This window comes from Nocardia lasii, assembly GCF_042658545.1.
GTDB lineage: Bacteria > Actinomycetota > Actinomycetes > Mycobacteriales > Mycobacteriaceae > Nocardia > Nocardia lasii.
This window is the reverse complement of the sequence record NZ_JBHSQN010000001.1, coordinates 471,356-488,258: the sequence shown is the minus strand read 5'-3', so window position 1 is coordinate 488,258 and position 16,903 is coordinate 471,356. Positions and strand designations below refer to the sequence as shown.

The window sequence follows — 16,903 nt, the reverse complement described above, 5'->3', positions numbered from 1 at the left end:
CTCTCATGGCGCTATCGGGCGAAACTGACGCCACCAGAGCGTGGTGATCAACTGTCCAGGTTGGAGTGGGCCGGGCGAGAAGAGACCCAGCACTACGCGAGGGGTGGGCGGGTATCCACGTGCTGGGCGCGATTTTCGCGCAGGTTCGACTGCGGCAGACTGGTTGGTGATGAGACTTCCCGAACTTCCTGAACTTCCTGTGCGGTCCGAGCTGGACCGGATCGTGGCGGTGTTGGCTGAGCGTGGTGTCGCGGTGCTCGTCGCGCCGCCGGGGACCGGGAAGACGACGTTGGTGCCGTTGGCGCTGGCGGCGGGGTTTTCGGGGCGGGTCGTGGTGGCGGAGCCGCGGCGGTTGGCGGCTCGGGCGGCGGCCGCTCGGATGGCCGGGTTGCTGGGGGAGAAGGTCGGGGAGAGCGTCGGGTACTCCGTGCGCGGGGATCGCAAGGTCGGCCCGCGGACACGGATCGAGGTGGTGACCTCGGGCCTGCTGGTGCGGCGGTTGCAGAGCGATCCCGAACTGGCCGGGGTGAGCACGGTGGTACTCGACGAATGCCACGAGCGACACCTGGACGCTGATCTGCTGCTGGCATTGCTACTGGACGCGCGGTCCGGATTGCGACCTGACCTGCGGGTGCTCGCCACCTCGGCGACCGTCGCGTCGGGGCGCCTCGCGGTTTTGCTCGGATCAGGGGAGCGCACAGCAGCAGACGATTCGGTAGCAGCTGGCGAGCTGGTGGCGGCTGGCGATCGGGTCGCGGGGGACGGTCCGGTGTCGGGGGGTGATCCGGTGGTTGTGGACGAGCCGGTGGCTGCGGACGAGCTGGTGGCGGCTGGCGATCGGGTCGCGGGGGACGAGCCGGTGTCGGGGGGTGATCCGGTGGTTGTGGACGAGCCGGTGGCTGCGGACGAGCTGGTGGCGGCCGGTGATCGGGTCGTGGCGGACGGTCGTGTGGTGGGGGAGCATCCGGTGGTGTCGCGTAACGGTGACTCGGCGCCCGTGCCGGGGTCGGCCCCGGTGTTGGAAGTGCGTGGGCGGACGTTTCCGGTCGAGGTCGATTACGTGCCCGCGCTTCCTCGGGAGCGGGTCGAAGCGCAGGTCGCGCGGGCTGTTCGTGGTGCGCTGGTCGCCACCGAGGGGGATGTGCTGGTCTTTCTGCCCGGGGTCGGCGAGATCAATCGGACGGCGGGACTGCTGCGCGACCTCGATGACGTCGATGTGATTCCGCTGCACGGGAGATTGGCGAGCGCGGCACAGGACGGGGCGCTTCGGCCGGGGGTGCGGCGCCGGGTCGTCTTGTCCACGGCGGTGGCCGAATCCAGTCTGACCGTTCCCGGTGTGCGCGCGGTCGTGGATTCGGGACTGTCCCGAGTCTCGCGCGTCGATCACCGCCGCGGCCTGTCCGGCCTTGCGACAGTGCGTGTTTCGGCCGCTGTCGCCGATCAGCGCGCGGGCCGTGCGGGGCGAGAAGCGCCCGGTCGAGTGTGGCGCTGCTGGCCCGAATACGAGCACCAAACCCTGCCCGCCTACCCCGAGCCGGAGATCCGCACCGCCGAACTGACCGGCCTCGCACTGGAATTGGCGTGCTGGGGCACCCCCGACGGCACCGGCCTCGCCTGGTGGGACGCCCCGCCCGCGGGCGGCCTCGCCGCGGCCCGCGCGGTCCTGCGCACCCTCGGCGCCCTCGACGCCACCGACCACATCACCCCGCGCGGCAAAGCCATGGCCGCCCTCGGCCTGCACCCCCGCCTGGCACGCGCCCTCCTCGACGGCGCCGCCCGCCTCGGCCCGAAAGCCGCCGCCGAAATGGTGGCCCTGATGGACGACGACACCCTCGCCCCCGGCATCGACGCGACCGCCGCCCTGCGCACTCTCCGCACCGAACGCCCACCCCGCTGGACCCGCGAAGTACAGCGCCTGACCCGCCTCCTCGCCGCCTCGACCTCCCGCCTCGACCGCTCGGCCGACACTGCGAGCTCGGAGGAGGTCGGCCGCGATCACCCGGAGAAGGCTGGTGTCGATGATCGTCCGATCCGGGGAGTTGACCGCCGCGACGACCGTCGAAGTCGGTCGGGTGCCGACATAGGCGATGGCGCGTCGCTGGAACGTGGACGTCGAAGTCAGTCGGGTGTCGGTGCAGGCGATGGCGCGTCGCTGGAACGTGGACGTCGCGGCTCAGCGGGCGACGGAAACAGGTCGGGTGACACGGGTGGACAGATCGGCGTATCGGGTGTTGATGAGTGGGGTGCCGCGGCCTTGTTGATCGCGTTGGCGCAGCCGGAGCGGTTGGCGCGGCGGCGGGCGAGTGGGTCGTCGACGTATCTGATGGCGGGTGGGACAGCCGTGACGTTGCCGCCGGGGTCGGGGCTGGCGGCGGCGGAGTGGTTGGCGGTGGCGGTCGCCGATCGGGAGCCGGGGCGGGCCGAGGGGCGGATTCGGTTGGCGGCCATCGCTGATGAGGAGCTCGCGCGGGAAGCCGCGCCGGGGCTGGTGTTCGTGGGCGAGGAGGTGCGCTGGGACGGCGGGGAGGTGGTGGCTCGGCGGGTGGAGCGGTTGGGCGCGATCATCCTGTCGGAGAAGGGACTTCGCGATCCCGATCCGGCACTGGTGGAACAGGCTGTGCGGCAGGGACTTCGGACCGAAGGCTTGGATCTGCTGCGCTGGACCGACGATGCCCGCACCTTGCGTCAACGACTCGACTTCCTGCACCGGACCCTCGGCGAACCCTGGCCCGCCGTCGACGACGAGACCCTCCTCGACAACCTCGACACCTGGCTCGGTCCAGAGCTTTCCACCGCCCGCCGCCGATCCGACCTCGCCCGCATCGACGCGGGCACCGCCCTGCGCCGCCTACTCCCGTGGCCAACCGCCGCCCGCTTCGACGAGCTGGCCCCGGAACGCCTCGAAGTCCCCTCCGGCAGCCGCGTGCGCGTCGACTACTCCGCCGACCAGCCCGTTCTCGCGGTCAAGGTCCAGGAGATCTTCGGCTGGACCGACCCGCCCACCCTCGCCGACGGCCGCGCCCCGATCCTGCTGCACCTGCTCTCCCCGGCCCAACGCCCCGTCGCCGTCACCGCCGACCTCCCGTCCTTCTGGCGCAACGGCTGGCCCCAGGTCCGCGCCGACCTCCGCGGCCGATACCCCAAACACGCCTGGCCCGAGGACCCCACCACCATCCCCGCCCACCGAGGCACCGCCCGCCGCGCCACCCGACTGGACAGTTGATCACCAGGCAACCACGCAAACATCGCCCGAGTGGAAAAGCCACCGGTGCCTGGTGATCAACTGATCAGCTCGGCCAGGTGGTCGGCTCGGCGGGGTCGGTGCGCAGGCGGGCGGCGAACCATTCGTCGACCCGCTCGCCCCGTTGGATTCCCGCCGAGCGGCCGAGGCCCTCGTAGTGGAAACCGTTGCGGCGGACGGCACCGGCCGAGGGGTGGTTGCCGACGATCGCGCGCCAGGTGATCCGCTCGAGTGCCAATCCGTCGGGGGCGAAACCGAACTCGCAGACCAGGGCGATCGCGCGCGACATCAGCCCGCGCCCACGGTGGTCGGGGGTGAGCCAGAAGCCGATCTCGCAGGTGCCGGGTCCGCGCGCGTGCAGGGCGATCATCCCGTCGACCTGCCCGCCCTCGACGGTGCGAATCGCCCAGACCGGCGTGTTGTCGGCCCAGCTGGGCGCCACCACACGATCGAGGAAATCCTCGGCGTCGCCGCGCTGATACGGGACGGGAATCGTGGTCCAGCGCTGCACATCCGGGTCCTGACAGCACTCGACGATGCGGTCGATATCGGCGCCGGTCGGGCGGGTGAGCCAGAGGGTGCCGTCGGTGAGCGTGTGCTCGTACATCAGGCCATCCTGACACCTCGCCACCCCATCCCACGATGGGTTTTCGCGGCGCCGAGCACCGCCGCCGTCGTACCGCCCAGCCCGGACGAAACCGCGGATCCGTCAGGCCGATCACCGCGTCGGCCGGCGATGAGCGCGACATCGCGGACCCATGATGCGGGGTGTGACCACCTCGTCCGTAGGATTCGCCCCGATGGTCTCCCCCTTACTCGCCGACTTGTTCGCATCGCATCGAACACACCTGCTTTCGGTCGCCTACCGGCTCACCGGAAGCGTCGGCGACGCCGAGGAAGCGGTGCAGGAGAGCTGGCTGCACCTGGCGGGCGTGCACCAGTCGGAGATCGACGAGCTGTCCGTGTGGCTGGTGGGCGAGGTCAGCGGGATCTGCCTCGATCACCTGCGCAATGCGGCCACCCGCCGGGAAACCTATGCGGGGCAGTGGCTTCCTGAACCGATCGTCTCGGTGGCGGGTAGGCCGCGCGAGCTGGATGCGTTGGTCGGCGCTGACGGCAGTCGATTGGCGGCGATGGTGGGCCTCGATGCCCTCACCCCGCCGCAGCGCGTGGCGCTGGTGCTGCACGACATGCTGGGTATGGCGTTCGACCGCATCGCCGAGATTCTCGGTGTATCCGCCGACGCCGCAAGCGAATTCGTGGCACAGGCGCGGTCGGCCGAGGTTGCCGAACCCGTCGCAGGCGATGAGCACGATCGAACCCTGGGGCGCCTTCTCGCGGCACTGGCTGCCGATGATCCCGCCGCCGTCGTCGCGACCGTACACCCCCGCGCGAGCTTCACCGTCGATTCGGGCACCGAGACCGGCGTCGCCGTCGAGGGACAGCAGCCCGTCGCCGACCTGTTGATCGCCCGCTGGCGCGAACACGACCTGACCCCCGGCCTGGAATTCGCCCTGGTCGCGGTGAACGGCCGATCGGGCCTGATCTCCCTGGACCCGAACTCCCCGTTCGGACGCCCCGTGCGAATCCTCGGCTTCACCGTCGAAGACGACATGATCAGGGCCGTCTACGATTTCGCCAACCCGCGCAAACTCTCCGGCGCCCGCCCCTGAGACAGCGAATCGGACCACAGTCGTAACCGTGGTCCGATTCGCGGATGCCGCGTGTTTACGGGTAGGTGGACCCGAAATTGTGGTTGCCGGTCGACGATCCGAGATTGAAATCGCCGGTCGAGGAACCCATGTTGTTGTCCGGCGTCGCCGAACCCGTGAACCAGTCGACGATCGGGCTGCCGACGAGATGATCATGGATGAACCGCAGGGCCGAACCGGCTACCTCCGACGCAGCCGGTTGCGAGATGAAATCGAGCAGAGGTGAGGCCATCGAGCGCCCCTTTCGATATACCACGTCAGTGTGGTGTGTGAGGTAGAACACGGCGAGGCTAGCTGAGGTTGGGTCAACGCACAATAGTGCAGGTCAACATGGGAAAACGTTTGTGAAACATGCGTGTTCGCTATCGTTCGGCAACGCTGTCGATCGGTGGGATACGCTGCGGGTATGTCGCTCGAGTCGCCCACTGTCGCCCGTCTGCGCCCGTTCGGATCGACCATCTTCGCCGAGATGACCGAACTCGCCGTCCGCCACCACGCGGTCAATCTCGGCCAGGGCTTCCCCGACACCGACGGCCCGGCCCGCATGCTCGAGGTCGCCCAGGCCGCCATCGCCGACGGGCTCAACCAGTACCCGCCCGGTCGCGGGATGCCGGTGCTGCGGCAGGCCGTCGCCGACGACCGCGCCCGCCGCTACGGCACCGCCTACGACCCGGCCACCGAGATTCTGGTGACCGTCGGCGCCACCGAGGCGATCAGCGCGGCCGTACTCGGCCTGGTCGAGGCCGATCGGGAAGTGGTGCTGATCGAGCCGTACTACGACTCGTATTCCGCCGCCGTCGCGCTGGCCGGTGCGCGCCGACGCACCGCCCGCCTGGTCCCCGACGGCGACCGTTTCGTGCTCGACCTGGACAGCCTGCGCGCCGCGATCACCCCGAAAACCCGCATGCTGGTGGTGAATTCACCGCACAACCCCACCGGGTCCGTGCTCGACCGCGCCGACCTCACCGCGATCGCGGAACTGGCCATCGAACACGATCTGGTGGTGTTGACCGACGAGGTCTACGAGCACCTCGTCTACGACGGCACCGAGCACATCAGCATCTCCACGCTGCCGGGCATGCGCGAGCGCACCATCGTGGTGTCCAGTGCGGCAAAGACTTTCAACGTGACCGGCTGGAAGATCGGCTGGGCGTGCGCGCCCGCGCCGCTGCTCGACGCGGTCCTCGCGGCCAAGCAGTTCCTCACCTTCGTCGGCGGCGGACCGTTCCAGCCCGCCGTCGCGGCGGCGATCAACGAGGAATCGGACTGGGTGCTGGCCCAGCGCGACGGCCTGGCCGACAAGCGCACCCGCCTCTCGGCTGCCTTGCGCGACACCGGATTCCGGGTGGCCGACAGCTTCGGCGGCTATTTCGTGTGCGCTGACATCCGCCCCCTCGGCGCCGACGACGGCCTCACCTTCTGCCGCGAACTCCCGGCCCGCCTCGGCGTCGCGGCGGTCCCCGTGAGCGCCTTCGCCGACCACCCCGAGGACTGGAAACACCTGGTGCGCTTCACCTTCAGCAAGCGCGACGAGACGATCGATGAGGGAATCCGTCGCCTGCGCGCCGGGGGATCGACCCACTGAGCGGCTCGCTGTTGCCGATCTGGCCGCGACCACCCAGGTCGCCGCGCGCGTCGATCCGAACCGCGTTGCCCGATGGACGGACCGCGCGGCCGGGGCCGGCCACGGATGATCGCGCGGATCAGTCGCGGGCGTGGCGGGCCAGTGGGGCGTGCCACTGGTAGTGACGGGCCAGCAGGCGGAATCCCACCGCGCCCGCGGCGGCGAGCAGGCCGGTCCAGGCGGCGTAGACGTCGAAGTGCAGCAGGGTGGCGGTGGCGGCCGCGCCGAAGAGGGCGGGGATGGCGTAGAGGTCCTGGTCGGGGCGTAGGACACTGGGGACCTCGCCGCTGAGCACGTCGCGGATCACCCCGCCGCCGATGGCGGTGGTCATACCGAGCAGGGCGGCGGTGGGGGCGCCCACGCCCGCCGAGGAAGCGATCACCGTGCCGGTCACGCAGAACAGGCCGAGGCCGATCGCGTCGGCGATCTCCAAGGGGCCCTTGGTGAGTCGGCGCGACGGCGCGATGAAGTACAGGATCAGCGCGGTCACGATCGACGCGGATAGATAGGTGAGGTCGGTGAACGCGGCCGGGGGAGTGCGGCCGATCAGCAGGTCGCGCACGATTCCGCCGCCCAGCGCGGTCGCACACGCCAGCACCACCATCCCGAACAGATCGAGCCGCTTGCGCACGGCGACCAGCGCCCCCGACGCGGCGAACGAGATCACCCCCATCAGCTCGCCGCCCCGATGCACCGCGGTCACCGCCGAATCCAACTCGGTCACCGAGGGCGCGGCCACCAAGGCCGCCGCCAACACCCCAACACTCACCGCCCGCTCCTTAGCCTTCGGAGCGCTGGTGCGCTCAAGTCGGGACACTAGACCCGTGGGGTACTGGCTTACCACGGCTCAGGCGGGGCTCGGGCGGGCCTTGTCGGTAGCGAGCAGAACCGCGATGGCGCCCAGCGCCGTCCCCATCAGATAACGCTGGGTGCGCAGCCACAGCGGCCGCGCGGTGAGGAACCCCGCCAGCCCCGCCGCGCCGAGCACGATCAGCGCGTTGACCGTGAGCGCGACGGTGATCTGAATCGCCCCCAGCGACAGACTCTGCAACCACAGCGCACCGCGCGCCGGATCGACGAACTGGGGGATCAGCGCCATGTACATGATCGCGATCTTCGGGTTGAGCAGGTTCGTCGCCAACCCCATCGTGAACAGCCGCCGCGCGGGATCGTGCGGAAGCTCGGCGGGCGCGAACACCGACACCCCGCCCGGTCGAACGGCCTGCCAGGCCAACCACAGCAGATACGCCGCCCCGGCCAGCTTGATCGCCGTGTACAGGCCCGGCACCACCGCGAACACCGCCGTGATCCCCGCCGCCGCCGCGATCAGATACACCCCGAACCCGGCTGCCACCCCCAGCAGCGAGATCAACCCCGCCCGCCGCCCCTGCGCGACCGTCCGCGAGACCAGATACATCATGTTCGGCCCCGGCGTCAGCACCATCCCCAGCGCCGCCGCACCGACCCCGAGAACCGCCGTCGTCTGCACCATTCACCGAGTCTGACCCGGTCACACCCGCCCTGTCGCGGTCCAGTCAGCACCTGCTGGACCGGTGGGTGCGCACCGCGACCCCGGCGGCCGCGGCGCCGGTTCACCGTTCGGATCGTGTCGGTGCCGGTCCGTACCATAGATAGGGCCGCTGAACCTCCCAGGCGCCGATGAACACAGGAGCACGTGTGACCGACGGTCCGTTGATTGTGCAGAGCGACAAGACCCTGCTGCTCGAGGTCGACCACGAGTTGGCGGGGAACGCGCGGCAGGCGATCGCGCCGTTCGCGGAGTTGGAGCGCGCGCCCGAACACGTGCACACCTACCGGATCACCCCGCTGGCGCTGTGGAACGCGCGCGCGGCCGGTCACGACGCCGAGCAGGTCGTCGACGCGCTGGTGAGTTTCTCCCGCTACGCGGTGCCGCAGCCGCTGCTGGTCGACATCGTCGACACGATGGGCCGCTACGGCCGGTTGCAGCTGGTCAAGCACCCCGCGCACGGGTTGAGCCTGGTGAGTCTGGATCGCGCGGTGCTCGAGGAAGTGTTGCGGCACAAGAAGATCGCGCCCATGCTCGGCGCCCGCGTCGACGACGACACCGTGATCGTGCACCCGTCCGAGCGCGGTCACATCAAGCAGATGCTGTTGAAGATCGGCTGGCCCGCCGAGGACCTGGCCGGCTACGTCGACGGCGAGGCGCACGACATCGGCCTGGACTACACCGAGGGCAAGTGGCACCTGCGCGACTACCAGGAGATGGCCGCCGACTCGTTCTGGGCGGGCGGTTCGGGCGTGGTGGTGCTGCCGTGCGGTGCGGGCAAGACGATGGTCGGCGCGGCCGCGATGGCCAAGGCCAAGGCCACCACGTTGATCCTGGTCACCAATACCGTGGCGGGCAGGCAGTGGCGGCGTGAGCTGCTCGCGCGCACCACCCTCACCGAGGACGAGATCGGCGAGTACTCCGGCGAGCGCAAGGAGATCCGCCCGGTCACCATCGCCACCTACCAGGTCATCACCCGCAAATCGAAGGGCGAGTACAAGCACCTCGAACTCTTCGACAGCCGCGACTGGGGCCTGGTGATCTACGACGAGGTGCACCTGCTGCCCGCGCCGGTCTTCCGGATGACCGCCGACCTGCAATCGCGTCGCCGCCTCGGCCTCACCGCCACCCTGGTCCGCGAGGACGGCCGCGAGGGCGACGTGTTCTCCCTGATCGGCCCGAAGCGCTACGACGCGCCGTGGAAGGACATCGAGGCGCAGGGCTGGATCGCGCCCGCCGACTGCGTGGAGGTGCGGGTCACGCTCACCGACGCCGAGCGCATGGCCTACGCCACGGCCGAGCCGGAGGAACGCTACAAGCTCTGCTCCACCGCCCGCACCAAGATCCCGGTGGTCGAGTCCATCCTGGCCCGCCACCCCGGCGCGCCCACCCTGGTGATCGGCGCCTACCTCGACCAGCTCGAGGAACTGGGCATCGACCTGAACGCCCCCGTGATCACCGGCGCCACCAGGAACAAGGAGCGCGAAACCCTGTTCGACGCCTTCCGGTCCGGGGAGATCCCGGTGCTGGTGGTGAGCAAGGTCGCCAACTTCTCCATCGATCTCCCGGAAGCCTCGGTGGCGGTGCAGGTTTCGGGCACCTTCGGATCCCGCCAGGAAGAGGCCCAGCGGCTCGGTCGACTGCTGCGCCCCAAGCAGGACGGCGGCCAGGCGCACTTCTACTCCGTGGTCGCGCGCGACACCCTCGACGCCGAGTACGCCGCCCACCGGCAGCGTTTTCTGGCCGAACAGGGGTATGCCTACCGCATAGTCGATGCCGACGACCTGCTCGGTCCGCCCATCGGCGACGGCGTGTAGGACCGGTGTCCAGGTCGTCGCGAGGTACCGTGCGGAGAAGCTACCTCTCGGCAAATAAGTGGAGGCAATCCCTCCGCAACTTGTGCTAGGAAGGAAGGCGTGCGCCGCTTCGAATTCGTGGTCGACCGTGAACACGCTCATGCGGTCAACGAGACCTTCACCGGGTTACGCCGGTTACGCCTGGTCGCCCTGCTGGTAGCCGGGCTCGCCATCGCGGCCACCGCCGCCCTGGTGTGGAGCGGGCAGGCGTGGGGTTTCCTGCTCGCGGGGGTCTGTGTGCTCGTCGCGGTGATCGCGCTGTGGGTGGCGCTGTGGACGCCGCACCGGTCGAGCATCGAGAAGCTGTACCAGGACGGGGTGCTGGTCCCCGCGGTGGTCAGCGACGCCGATCCGCGCGGGATCGTGCTGCTGGCACTGGTCGATATCGCCGAACCGGCCGCCCCGGTGCGCAGTTGGGCGCTGATCACCCGCAAGGTGCGCGCACTGCCCGGTCACAGCCCGCAGCCGGGCGAGCGGGTGCCCGCGGTGGCGGTGCGCACGGATCGGGCCCCGCGCCAGGTCGGCGAACGCTGGCAGCTGGTCACCGCGATGCCGATCGCCTGGGGCACCCGCGACGACGCCGTGATCGAGCGCGCTCGCGAGGCCATCGCCGAAGCCGAGTGGAGCCTGCTCGCGCAGAACCTGGCACTGGCCGCGCGCGTCAAGCGCACCCCCACCAAACGACTGCTGCTCGACCCCCAGCACCTGCCCTCCGACCTGGGCTGAACCACGCGACTGCGACGATGGTCGCGTCCTGTGTGTGAATCCGGTCGATGAAAGGTGTCCCCACCCATGCGATGGTCGGCCGGGCTGTGCGTGGTTCTCGCGCTGACAGCGCTGGAAATCCCACCGGCAGCGGCGGATTCGACCGAGATCGGCGCGCCGGGACTGGGTGACCCGTACTACCCACTCGACGGCAACGGCGGCTACGACGTCACCCACTACGACATCTCGATCGACTACGAACCCGCGACCCGTCACCTGCGCGGCACCGCCCGCATCGATGCCCGCGCCACCCAACCGCTGGCCCAGTTCAACCTCGACTACAGCGGACCGCCGATCCTGATGGCGACCATCAACGGCCAACCTGCCGGCTTCGCCCGCGACGGCGAGCACGAACTGGTGATCACCCCGCTGCTGCCGCTGCTGCCGGGACTGCCGATGCGCGTCGTCGTCGACTACGCGGGCGAGACCGTCGACACCGACGGCGAGGGCTGGACGCACGCGGCGGGCGGCGGCGCGTTCGCGCTCGGCGAGCCGCACAGCGCGAGCACCTGGTACCCGCTCAACGACACCCCCGCGGACAAGGCCACCTTCACCCTGCACGCCGACGTGCCCGCCGAGTGGGAGGTCGCCTCGACCGGCGTCCGCACCGAACACGTGGTGCGCGAGGGCCGACTGTTCACCACCTGGGAGACCCGCCAACCCACGATCGGCTACCTCACCACCGTGGCCATCGACCGGTTCACCTTCCTCGAGCAGCGGCGGGCCGACGGAACCCCGGTGCTCAGCGCGTTCGCGCCGGGGTCCGACGACCATCGCGAGGACGAGCGGCGGGTTCCCGAGATCCTCGACTTCCTCGAAAACCTCTACGGGCCTTACCCGTTCGACACCGCGGGCGGGATCTACCTCGACGCGAAGTTGCCGTTCTCGCTGGAAACCCAGACCCGCCCCGTCTACGCGCCGTGGGCCGATCTCAACACCGTCGTGCACGAGCAGGCCCACCAGTGGTGGGGCGACAGCATGTCGGTGCGGCAGTGGTCCGACATCTGCCTCAACGAGTGCTTCGCCAGCTACACCGCCGATTATCTGTGGCCCGAACGGATGGAGGGGGCCGATATCGATGCCGCCTACCGCGAGCAGATCGCCGAACAGCTCGACAATGCCAAGTTCTGGAAGATCGCGCTCGCCGATCCGGGATCGGGTGCCGAGTTCACCTCGGTCTACTACCGGGGACCGCTGTTCCTGCACGCCCTGCGCAAACTGATCGGCGAGGACGTGTTCTTCGGCGCCGTCAAGGATTTCGTGAACGCGCACCGCGCGGGGAACGCCTCGATGCCGCAGTTTCGGGAGTTCCTCCAGACCCGAACGTCCATGCCGCTGAAGGACTTCCTGGCCGAATGGTTGGACGGCACAAGGGCTCCGCGTGACGCCTTCCTCTATCCGGGGACCTTGGCGGGCTGAGTCAGTCGTCTTCGAGGCGGGTGCGCAAGCGTTCCACCCATTTCAGCATGCGGTCGAATTGGCTTCGGGCGGCGGTGAATTCGGTGCGGGCGCGGTGCTCGGCGGTGTGGGCGAAGTGGCGTTGCTGTTCGGCGTGTTCGAGTTCGGCACGCAGGTCAGCGATCTTGGTCTCGATCGCGTCGAGATCGGACTTGGCTTGCGCGGCAGCGGCTTCGGCGGCATCGCGCTCGGCGCGGGCGGTCGCGAGCCCGGATTCCGCGTCGTCGAGTTCCTTGCGTGCTTCAGCCTCGCGTTGTGCGTTCTTCTCGGACGTGCTCGCGCGCGGTGCCTGCTTCTTCGGGGCCGCCTTGCCGCCGGTGATGGCGACCAACCCGGCCGGGCCGAATCCGTCGTAGGTGACGGTGGACGACAGCACCCCGGCGCGAACCTGGTCGGCGACCTCGGGATCGGCCAGTGCCGCGGTGAGGGTCTGGCCGACCTCGCGCAGCACCTGCTCACCGGCCGGGCGGTCGTGCTCGGCGGCCAGTTCGGCGGCGCGCTTGGTCATCGCGGTGACGACCTGTTGGCGTCGGGTGCCCAGGGTGCGCAGCTTGTCGCCGGAGAGTTGGCGTTGGGCCGAGCGCAGGGCGGCGCCGAGATCGAGCAGCGCGGTGATCTCCGCCGGGGCGTGGCGGGCCAGCAGATTCACCGTCCAGGCGGCGATGGTGGGCTTGCGCAGGGCGGTGATGGCCTTGGCGAGGTCGCGGTCGCCCTCGGCGCGGGCCCGCGCGGCGCGTTCGGCGCGGGTGGCCACGAAGTCGCCGGGGTCGAGGCTGTAGAGCTCGCCTGCGACGTCGTCGAGGGTCATCTTGTGATCGTAACCACGTTGGGTATCGTCACCGGGGGTTCTGTTCGCCTGAATTGTTCGGTGAGTGAGGTTTTCAGTGATTTTCCCAGAGAAGCGACTGTTGGCGCGGATCGTCCTCGGGCCGGTGGCGGCCTTCGCGCTGGTCGGTGCGCTGGCGGCGTGCTCGTCGGACGACACCGCGGCGTCGGCGTCGGCGGTCGCGGCGGGCTCGTGCGTGGAGGTCAGTGACAACACCGCCGACGCGATGCGGGCCACGGTCGGGGACTGCTCGGCGGCGACATCGAACTACCGGATCGTGCAGGTCGGCGCCGACTGCGCGGCCGACAACTCGGTATTCACCGGCAGCGTCGGCGACGCGAACACCACACTGTGCCTCGCCCCCAACTTCGCCCAGGACACCTGTTACGCCGACGCCGGCAAGCGCCCCGCCGAAGCGGTGGCCTGCACCGCGCCCGAGGCCACGTTCAAGGTGGTCAAGCGCATCGACGGCGAGACCGACGAACTGCTGTGCGAGTCGGACGCGACGATGTACCGGACCGTCCTCGACCCGAAGACCACCTTCTGCATGGCCAGGCCGTAAACGAGCTACGACCCGGCCCGACGCCATGGGTCGATGGTGGGGATCCCGGCAGCTTCGAACGGTGCGGTGTCGCGGGTAGCGACGGCGAACCCCGCGGCAGCGGCGGTAGCGGCGATCATGCCGTCAGCGGCGGCGATAGCGTGCCCGGTGGCGCGGGCACGCGCCATGAGCCGCCCGTACTCGGCGGCCGCAGCCAGGTCATAGGGCAGGACGCGGTCGGCGAACGCCGGCACGGTGTAGTCCTCTAGCCAAATGGTGAACTCGTCGCGACGACGGCCGAGTGGCATCGCCGCGATGCCGAATCGGAGTTCTCCGACGGTCACCGCCGACAGGAACAGGGTGTCGGTGGATTGGGCGTCGAGCCACTCGATGACGCGCTGATCCGGCGCCTTGGTGGTCGGTTCGCTGATGACGTTGGTATCGAGGATGATCACCGGTCGAACGCCATGGGTTCGGCGGGCGTCTCGTCACGGCCGAAGTAGGTGGCCCGCTCGTCGTCGGTGAGCCTGTTCTCCTCGCTGATGACGCTCGCGAGCAGGGTGCCGAGCTTGACCCGCTCGGCCGGCTGTACCGCCTCGGCGAGAATCGCGCGCATCTCGGCTTCGACACTGCGTCCGTGGGTCGCGGCGCGCTGACGGATCGCGCGATGGACCTCGTCGCTCAGATTTCGGATCGTCACATTCTTCATCTGCCATCAACTCCTCGAAGTTGATATCAATGATGTCATGTGTCGAACTGTGATATCAACTGCGATCCGGCCGGGTTCAGTCGAGTAGTGCCACCGATGCGATGCGGTGGAGGGTGAAGTGGCGGGTGGCGCCGCTGATGGGGTCTACGGCGTCGAGTTGGCCGTTGCCTACGCGCAGGGGTTCGACGACGCGTTGGCTGGCTACGCCCTGGGCGTCGACGTAGCCGATGTTGACCGGGCGGCCGACGCGGGCCGCGAGCTGGAGCAGGGCCAGGGTGGCGGCGGTGCCGGTTCGGGTGCCGTCGGTGCGGACGGACTGGCCGGTGCGCGCGCCCGCCGCGCGTTCGCCCGCGCGGAGTTCGGTGACCAGGCCGACGAGCTGGTCCTCGCTGGGCGGGGTGGGGCGGTAGGGCCTGCGGGCCAGGGGGCGGACCGTGATGCGGGCGCCGCGAGGGCGCAGGTCGACGATCGTGCCGCCGGAATCCTCGCCCGCGGGCGCGAAGCCCGCCTTGCGGAGTTGGTCGAGCATCTCGGCCAGGGGCGCGAGGGCGATCGCCACGGTGGGGGCGATCGCGCGCAGGGCCAGGGTCTCGGCGACGGGGGCCGCGAGGACCTGGGCGAGCAGGGCGGGATCGTCGCTGCGCAGGAACGACTGGGCCATACCCACCCGGAGTTGGCCGTGGCGGCGGGCGACATCGTCGATGAGATAGGTCAGCGACTGCGGCACCGGCGTGCGCGAGTGGGTGGCGAACAGGGCGTGCAGTTCGGCCGCGGTGAGGCCCGCGTCGAGCGCCCGGCGCACGGACGCGTCGCTGACCCGGTAAACCGTTGCCGCACCGGCGGATTCGACATCGGCGACCAGGGCGATCTTGGCACGCAGCTCGGGCACGAGCGGACCGGGCGCGATCACGGTCAGATCCGCCTGGACGAGCACATGGTCGACCGGTTTCGGCAGCGCCGCGGCCATTTCCGACTCCGCGTCGGCGATCGACCCGTGCAACAGCGCCCGAGCGGCGGAGTCGAGCGCGCCGCGACCGAGCAGGCCCACCACCGCCGCTTCGGCCAGCGTCGCGGTGACGGCTTCGAGTCGGAAGTGCCTGCGGCGGCGCGGCATTCGCCAGGCCAGCAGTTTGCCGATATCGGCGGGCGACACCGCGGTCCCCGTCGGGTACTCGGCGAGCAACCCCAGAATCGAGAGCCGGTCGCGCACCGCGTGCGGCACCCGCAACTCCGCCGACAGCGCCGCGATCGGCTTGTCGGCCGCGTCGCGCAGCCCGATCATCCACGGCATCCGATCCAGCTCGAGCCACGCCTGCGCCAGGGTCACCCAGCGGGTCGCGGGCGAGGCGTCGAGCCACGCGTCGGCGGCCGGGGTGGGTGCCCAGAAGTCGTCGGTGGAGTCGAGATCGGGAGTCGGCTCCGGCAGACCCTTCTCGACGAGTTTCGCGGCGGCGAGGAGTTCGAGGAGCAGGCCGGTGCGCTGTTCGTCGATGCCGGTCTGCTTGGTGAGCCTGCGCAGTTCGCGCACCCCGAGTCCGCCCGCGCGCAGGGCGGGCGCGGGGAGTCGGCCGAGCGCGTCGAGCAGATCGGTGGCGTCGCGCAACAATTCGCCCACCTCACCCGCGCCGACGGCATTCACCTCCGCGGCCGCGTTCTTGGTCAGCGTTGGCTTGGGCGGGGCCAGCGCGTGCGGGTCGGTGACGGGTTCGCCGCGCAACACCTGCCCCACCGTGACCGGCAACTCCACGGTCTCGTCGTCGACCCACTGCAACAGCCGAGCGGCCAGCAACCGGGGGACCGGGCGCGCGGGGTCGGTGCCGGGCGCGGCATCTCGGGTGCGACCGCGCGGGCCGGTGGCGGCGAGCTTGTCCAGCAGCGCGCGCTCGGGCGGACTCGCCTTGGCCAGCGCGACGCCCACCTCCGGCTCGGTGAGCGCGTCGGGCAGCGCCGTGGTGGCGCCCAACGGCCACGGGAGCGCTTCGGCGGCACTGGGTGTCAGGTCAAGGGCGTCCCCGCTCTGCCAGACCAGCGCCCGATCGAACAGCCGATTCAGCGCCGCGGTGAACGCGGTCTTGGTGACCCGATCCTCGAGCAGCGCGTGCAGGGTGGTGCGCGTGAGGTGATCGCGCTCGGTGCCGAGCGTGCGGGCGTCGGCGTTCGCGGCGAGCGCCTCGATGATCGCGAACTCCAACGTGTCCAGATCATCGGCGGCGCGCAACACCGACGCGCGCTGCTGGGCCCGCACCGCGAGCACCGACATCGACGCGGGCAGCGGCACCGCCAGGTCGGGCCGCAACTGCAGCAATTTCACCAGCTGGGCATCGGTGCGCGCACCGAGCCAATCGGCGAGAGAGTCCGTCGCGATCATCCGATCGAGCCTACTGCGGCGCCGGTCGCCACAGGGCACCCATATGCCAGAATGAGCGCGTGGTGAACAAATCGAAGAAACCCTACGTCGACAACGGCTGGCCCGATGTGGCCGAAGGCGAGCACGCCGTGACCGAACTGTCGTCGACCCGCGCCGGTAACCTCTCGCCCTACGGCGAGGACACCGTGTTTCCCGTCCCGGCCGCAACGCTGCCGTACGTGCACCCGCACACCGTTATCAACCGGGTGTAATTCGGACGAGAAAAACAAGAGCCC

16 protein-coding genes are annotated in these 16,903 nt (G+C 70.0%); 8 read left to right on the top strand and 8 right to left on the bottom strand.

Annotation, left to right across the window (positions count from 1 at the left end; all coding sequences use genetic code 11):
* The first annotated feature begins 169 nt into the window (after positions 1 to 169).
* A complete protein-coding gene (locus ACFP3H_RS02180; protein ID WP_378598688.1) occupies positions 170 to 3,223 on the top strand; it encodes an ATP-dependent RNA helicase in 3,054 nt (1,017 codons plus the stop codon).
* A gap of 64 nt (positions 3,224 to 3,287) precedes the next feature.
* Here ACFP3H_RS02180 and ACFP3H_RS02175 read toward each other — a convergent pair whose 3' ends face one another.
* Positions 3,288 to 3,848 carry a GNAT family N-acetyltransferase gene (locus ACFP3H_RS02175; protein WP_378598685.1) on the bottom strand — a complete coding sequence of 187 codons (561 nt, stop codon included), beginning with the start codon at positions 3,846 to 3,848 and terminating at the stop codon, positions 3,288 to 3,290.
* A gap of 163 nt (positions 3,849 to 4,011) precedes the next feature.
* Here ACFP3H_RS02175 and ACFP3H_RS02170 point away from each other — a divergent pair, with 163 nt between their 5' ends.
* Positions 4,012 to 4,914, top strand: coding sequence for a sigma factor (locus ACFP3H_RS02170; RefSeq protein WP_378598682.1), 903 nt, complete (start codon positions 4,012 to 4,014; stop codon positions 4,912 to 4,914).
* 55 nt (positions 4,915 to 4,969) lie between these two features.
* Here the strand turns inward: ACFP3H_RS02170 and ACFP3H_RS02165 are convergent, their stop codons facing one another.
* Positions 4,970 to 5,185, bottom strand: a complete 216-nt coding sequence (locus ACFP3H_RS02165) for a hypothetical protein (RefSeq protein ID WP_378598680.1) — start codon at positions 5,183 to 5,185, stop codon at positions 4,970 to 4,972.
* 174 nt (positions 5,186 to 5,359) lie between these two features.
* On the opposite strand from ACFP3H_RS02165, the gene ACFP3H_RS02160 reads away from it, so the two are divergent.
* Positions 5,360 to 6,538: a pyridoxal phosphate-dependent aminotransferase gene (locus tag ACFP3H_RS02160; protein ID WP_378598677.1), complete on the top strand. Its 1,179-nt coding sequence runs from the start codon at positions 5,360 to 5,362 to the stop codon at positions 6,536 to 6,538.
* Positions 6,539 to 6,656: 118 nt separating this feature from the next.
* Here ACFP3H_RS02160 and ACFP3H_RS02155 read toward each other — a convergent pair whose 3' ends face one another.
* Entirely contained in the window at positions 6,657 to 7,250 is a 594-nt protein-coding gene (locus ACFP3H_RS02155) for a trimeric intracellular cation channel family protein (RefSeq protein WP_417629255.1), read from the bottom strand.
* Positions 7,251 to 7,424: 174 nt separating this feature from the next.
* Complete coding sequence (locus ACFP3H_RS02150; protein WP_378598671.1) at positions 7,425 to 8,069, bottom strand: LysE family translocator; 645 nt, start codon at positions 8,067 to 8,069, stop codon at positions 7,425 to 7,427.
* A 185-nt stretch (positions 8,070 to 8,254) separates the two neighbouring features.
* Here ACFP3H_RS02150 and ACFP3H_RS02145 point away from each other — a divergent pair, with 185 nt between their 5' ends.
* From ACFP3H_RS02145 to ACFP3H_RS02135, 3 genes are all read left to right on the top strand, one after another.
* Positions 8,255 to 9,922 carry a DNA repair helicase XPB gene (locus ACFP3H_RS02145; protein WP_378598668.1) on the top strand — a complete coding sequence of 556 codons (1,668 nt, stop codon included), beginning with the start codon at positions 8,255 to 8,257 and terminating at the stop codon, positions 9,920 to 9,922.
* 99 nt (positions 9,923 to 10,021) lie between these two features.
* Positions 10,022 to 10,687, top strand: coding sequence for a DUF3239 domain-containing protein (locus ACFP3H_RS02140; protein WP_378598665.1), 666 nt, complete (start codon positions 10,022 to 10,024; stop codon positions 10,685 to 10,687).
* Positions 10,688 to 10,753: 66 nt separating this feature from the next.
* Positions 10,754 to 12,145 (top strand): M1 family metallopeptidase, encoded by a 1,392-nt coding sequence (locus ACFP3H_RS02135; RefSeq protein ID WP_378598663.1) that lies wholly within the window; start codon positions 10,754 to 10,756, stop codon positions 12,143 to 12,145.
* A gap of 1 nt (position 12,146) precedes the next feature.
* On the opposite strand, the gene ACFP3H_RS02130 is transcribed toward ACFP3H_RS02135, so the two are convergent.
* Positions 12,147 to 12,992: a hypothetical protein gene (locus ACFP3H_RS02130; protein WP_378598660.1), complete on the bottom strand. Its 846-nt coding sequence runs from the start codon at positions 12,990 to 12,992 to the stop codon at positions 12,147 to 12,149.
* Between the two features lie 76 nt (positions 12,993 to 13,068).
* Between ACFP3H_RS02130 and ACFP3H_RS02125 the strand changes: the two genes are divergently transcribed.
* Positions 13,069 to 13,572: an LppU/SCO3897 family protein gene (locus ACFP3H_RS02125; RefSeq protein ID WP_378598657.1), complete on the top strand. Its 504-nt coding sequence runs from the start codon at positions 13,069 to 13,071 to the stop codon at positions 13,570 to 13,572.
* Between the two features lie 5 nt (positions 13,573 to 13,577).
* Here ACFP3H_RS02125 and ACFP3H_RS02120 read toward each other — a convergent pair whose 3' ends face one another.
* The 3 genes from ACFP3H_RS02120 to ACFP3H_RS02110 form a co-directional block, all read right to left on the bottom strand.
* Positions 13,578 to 14,006 carry a type II toxin-antitoxin system VapC family toxin gene (locus ACFP3H_RS02120; RefSeq protein WP_378598654.1) on the bottom strand — a complete coding sequence of 143 codons (429 nt, stop codon included), beginning with the start codon at positions 14,004 to 14,006 and terminating at the stop codon, positions 13,578 to 13,580.
* Positions 14,003 to 14,260 carry a FitA-like ribbon-helix-helix domain-containing protein gene (locus ACFP3H_RS02115; protein ID WP_378598651.1) on the bottom strand — a complete coding sequence of 86 codons (258 nt, stop codon included), beginning with the start codon at positions 14,258 to 14,260 and terminating at the stop codon, positions 14,003 to 14,005. Before ACFP3H_RS02115 ends, ACFP3H_RS02120 begins: the two co-directional genes overlap by 4 nt.
* 76 nt (positions 14,261 to 14,336) lie before the next feature.
* A complete protein-coding gene (locus tag ACFP3H_RS02110; RefSeq protein ID WP_378598648.1) occupies positions 14,337 to 16,628 on the bottom strand; it encodes a helicase-associated domain-containing protein in 2,292 nt (763 codons plus the stop codon).
* A gap of 59 nt (positions 16,629 to 16,687) precedes the next feature.
* Here ACFP3H_RS02110 and ACFP3H_RS02105 point away from each other — a divergent pair, with 59 nt between their 5' ends.
* Positions 16,688 to 16,879 carry a hypothetical protein gene (locus ACFP3H_RS02105; RefSeq protein ID WP_378598645.1) on the top strand — a complete coding sequence of 64 codons (192 nt, stop codon included), beginning with the start codon at positions 16,688 to 16,690 and terminating at the stop codon, positions 16,877 to 16,879.
* The last annotated feature ends 24 nt before the right edge of the window (positions 16,880 to 16,903 follow it).